The sequence below is a fragment of the Streptomyces sp. NPDC007162 genome (assembly GCF_040634175.1).
Taxonomy (GTDB): domain Bacteria; phylum Actinomycetota; class Actinomycetes; order Streptomycetales; family Streptomycetaceae; genus Streptomyces.
Genome location: NZ_JBEYFC010000724.1, coordinates 1 through 3,651 on the forward strand (window position 1 = coordinate 1; position 3,651 = coordinate 3,651).

At 71.0% G+C, this 3,651-nt stretch carries 3 protein-coding genes; all 3 read left to right on the forward strand.

Going from position 1 to position 3,651, the window contains the following annotated elements; genetic code table 11:
* A partial coding sequence (gene pdhA / locus ABZ646_RS42820; protein ID WP_360532111.1) for a pyruvate dehydrogenase (acetyl-transferring) E1 component subunit alpha occupies positions 1–1,187 on the forward strand: 1,187 nt, incomplete at its 5' end.
* Between the two features lie 2 nt (positions 1,188–1,189).
* Positions 1,190–2,170 (forward strand): alpha-ketoacid dehydrogenase subunit beta, encoded by a 981-nt coding sequence (locus tag ABZ646_RS42825; protein WP_360532114.1) that lies wholly within the window; start codon positions 1,190–1,192, stop codon positions 2,168–2,170.
* Between the two features lie 10 nt (positions 2,171–2,180).
* Positions 2,181–3,596, forward strand: coding sequence for a dihydrolipoamide acetyltransferase family protein (locus ABZ646_RS42830; RefSeq protein WP_360532117.1), 1,416 nt, complete (start codon positions 2,181–2,183; stop codon positions 3,594–3,596).
* Positions 3,597–3,651: the final 55 nt, after the last annotated feature.

Consider the following 3,651-nt stretch of genomic DNA (forward strand, 5'->3'; position numbering starts at 1 on the left):
GTGCCGCGGGCACACCGCGACGCAGCGCCGCAGGCAAGGCCGGTACCACCGGCAGCAAGACCGGCACCAAGCGCACCACCAGCCGCACCACCACCAAGAAGAGCGCCGAGCCCGAACTCGTGCAGCTGCTGACCCCCGAAGGCAAGCGGGTCAAGAACGCCGAGTACGACGCCTACGTCGCCGGGATCACCCCCGACGAACTGCGCGGCCTGTACCGCGACATGGTGCTGACCCGCCGCTTCGACGCCGAGGCCACCGCCCTGCAGCGCCAGGGCGAGCTCGGCCTGTGGGCCTCCCTGCTCGGCCAGGAGGCCGCCCAGATCGGCTCCGGGCGCGCCACCCGCGAGGACGACTACGTCTTCCCGACCTACCGCGAGCACGGCGTCGCCTGGTGCCGCGGGGTCGACCCGACCAACCTGCTGGGCATGTTCCGCGGCGTCAACCACGGCGGCTGGGACCCCAACACCAACAACTTCCACCTCTACACGATCGTCATCGGCTCCCAGACGCTGCACGCCACCGGCTACGCGATGGGCGTCGCCAAGGACGGCGCGGACAGCGCGGTCATCGCCTACTTCGGCGACGGCGCGTCCAGCCAGGGCGACGTCGCCGAATCGTTCACCTTCTCCGCGGTCTACAACGCCCCGGTGGTGTTCTTCTGCCAGAACAACCAGTGGGCGATCTCCGAGCCGACCGAGAAGCAGACCCGGGTCCCGCTCTACCAGCGCGCCCAGGGCTTCGGCTTCCCCGGCGTCCGCGTCGACGGCAACGACGTGCTGGCCTGCCTCGCGGTCACCAAGTGGGCGCTGGAGCGCGCCCGCAGCGGCGGGGGCCCGACGCTCGTCGAGGCGTACACGTACCGGATGGGTGCCCACACCACCTCCGACGACCCGACCAAGTACCGGGCCGACGAGGAGCGCGAGGCCTGGGAGGCGAAGGACCCGATCCTGCGCCTGCGCCGGTACCTGGAGGCCTCAAACCACGCGGACGAGGGATTCTTCGCGGAACTGGAGACCGAGTCCGAGGCGTTGGGCAGGCGAGTGCGCGAAGCGGTGCGGGCCATGCCGGACCCGGACAACTTCGCCGTCTTCGAGAACGTGTACGCCGACGGGCACGCGCTCGTCGACGAGGAACGAGCCCAGTTCGCCGCCTACCAGGCGTCGTTCGCGGACGTAGAGGGGGCCTGACCATGGCAGCGGAAAAGATGGCTCTGGCCAAGGCGATCAACGAGTCGCTGCGCCGCGCGCTGGAGTCGGACCCCAAGGTCCTCGTCATGGGCGAGGACGTCGGCAAGCTCGGCGGCGTCTTCCGGGTCACCGACGGTCTCCAGAAGGACTTCGGCGAGAGCCGCGTCATCGACACGCCGCTCGCCGAGTCCGGCATCGTCGGCACCGCGATCGGCCTCGCCCTGCGCGGCTACCGCCCCGTGGTGGAGATCCAGTTCGACGGCTTCGTCTTCCCGGCCTACGACCAGATCGTCACCCAGCTCGCCAAGATGCACGCCCGCTCGCTGGGCAAGGTCAAGATGCCGGTCGTCGTCCGGATCCCCTACGGCGGCGGCATCGGCGCGGTCGAGCACCACTCCGAGTCCCCCGAGGCGCTGTTCGCGCACGTGGCCGGCCTGAAGATCGTCACTCCGGCCAACTCCTCGGACGCCTACTGGATGATGCAGCAGGCCATCCAGAGCGACGACCCGGTGATCTTCTTCGAGCCCAAACGCCGCTACTGGGACAAGGGCGAGGTCAACACGGAGGCCATCCCCGGCCCGCTGCACAGGGCCAGCGTGGTCCGCGAGGGCACCGACCTGACCCTCGCCGCCTACGGCCCGATGGTGAAGCTCTGCCAGGAGGTGGCCGACGCGGCCGCCGAGGAGGGCAGGTCCCTGGAGGTCCTGGACCTCAGGTCCGTCTCCCCGCTCGACTTCGACTCCATCCAGGCCTCGGTCGAGAAGACCCGCCGGCTGGTCGTGGTCCACGAGGCGCCGGTGTTCTTCGGTTCGGGCGCGGAGATCGCCGCCCGCATCACCGAGCGCTGCTTCTACCACCTGGAGGCCCCGGTGCTCCGGGTCGGCGGCTACCACGCCCCCTACCCGCCGGCCCGCCTGGAGGAGGAGTACCTACCGGGCCTGGACCGGGTGCTCGACGCCGTCGACCGTGCCCTGGCGTACTGAGGAGAGGGTCGTGACGACGATGACGGAAGCGTCCGTACGCGAGTTCAAGATGCCGGACGTGGGCGAGGGGCTCACCGAGGCCGAGATCCTCAAGTGGTACGTCCAGCCCGGCGACACGGTCACCGACGGCCAGGTGGTGTGCGAGGTCGAGACCGCCAAGGCGGCCGTCGAACTGCCCATCCCCTACGACGGGGTGGTGCGCGAACTGCGCTTCGCCGAGGGCACCACGGTGGACGTGGGCACGGCGATCATCGCGGTGGACGTGGCGGGCGCCCCGGCGGCCCCGGCCGCTCCCGCGGAGGAGTCCGCGCCGCAGGAGGAGCCGAAGCCGCAGGGCCGCCAGCCGGTCCTCGTCGGGTACGGCGTGGCGGCCTCCTCCACGAAGCGCCGCCCGCGCAAGGGACCGGAGGTGACGGTCGCCGAGGCGGCCGTCCGGTCCGCGGTCCAGGGCGAACTGAACGGCCACGCCCACGCTGCCGCCCCCGCGGCGCCCGCCGACGCCCCGGAGGAGCGCCCGCGCCCGCTGGCCAAGCCGCCGGTGCGCAAGCTGGCGAAGGACCTCGGCGTGGACCTGGCCACGGTGACTCCGTCGGGTCCGGACGGCATCATCACGCGCGAGGACGTGCACGCGGCGGTGGCGGCGGCTCCTGAGGCGACGGTGGCCGTACCCGAGGCCCCTGCCGCTGCCGCCGTACCCGCGGCCCCCGTCGCCCCGTACGACACGGCCCGCGAGACCCGTGTCCCCATCAAGGGCGTCCGCAGGGCGACGGCGGCGGCCATGGTCGGCTCCGCGTTCACCGCACCCCACGTCACCGAGTTCGTGACCGTGGACGTGACGCGCACGATGAAGCTGGTCGAGGAGCTCAAGCAGGACAAGGAGATGCAGGGCCTGCGGGTCAACCCGCTCCTCCTCATCGCCAAGGCGTTGCTGGTCGCCATCAAGCGCAACCCGGACATCAACGCCTCCTGGGACGAGGCGGACCAGGAGATCGTGCTCAAGCACTACGTCAACCTGGGCATCGCCGCGGCCACCCCGCGCGGCCTGATCGTCCCGAACATCAAGGACGCCCACGCGAAGACGCTGCCGCAGCTGGCCGAGTCACTGGGCGAACTGGTCTCGACCGCCCGGGACGGCAGGACGTCGCCGGCCGCGATGCAGGGCGGCACGGTCACCATCACCAACGTCGGCGTCTTCGGCATCGACACCGGCACGCCGATCCTCAACCCGGGCGAGGCGGCGATCCTCGCCGTCGGCGCGATCAAGCTCCAGCCGTGGGTCCACAAGGGCAAGGTGAAGCCGCGTCAGGTCACCACGCTGGCGCTCAGCTTCGACCACCGTCTGGTCGACGGCGAACTGGGCTCGAAGGTCCTCGCGGACATCGCGGCGATCCTGGAGCAGCCGAAGCGGTTGATCACCTGGGGCTGAGAGCCGGCGAGAAGTGAGAGAAGGGCGGGACCGTGACTTCCAGTCACGGTCCCCC

Coding starts and splice junctions, on each gene's coding strand:
- ABZ646_RS42825 (WP_360532114.1), top strand. CDS start 1,190: ATGGCAGCGGAAAAGATGGCTCTGGCCAAGGCGATCAACGAGTCGCTG.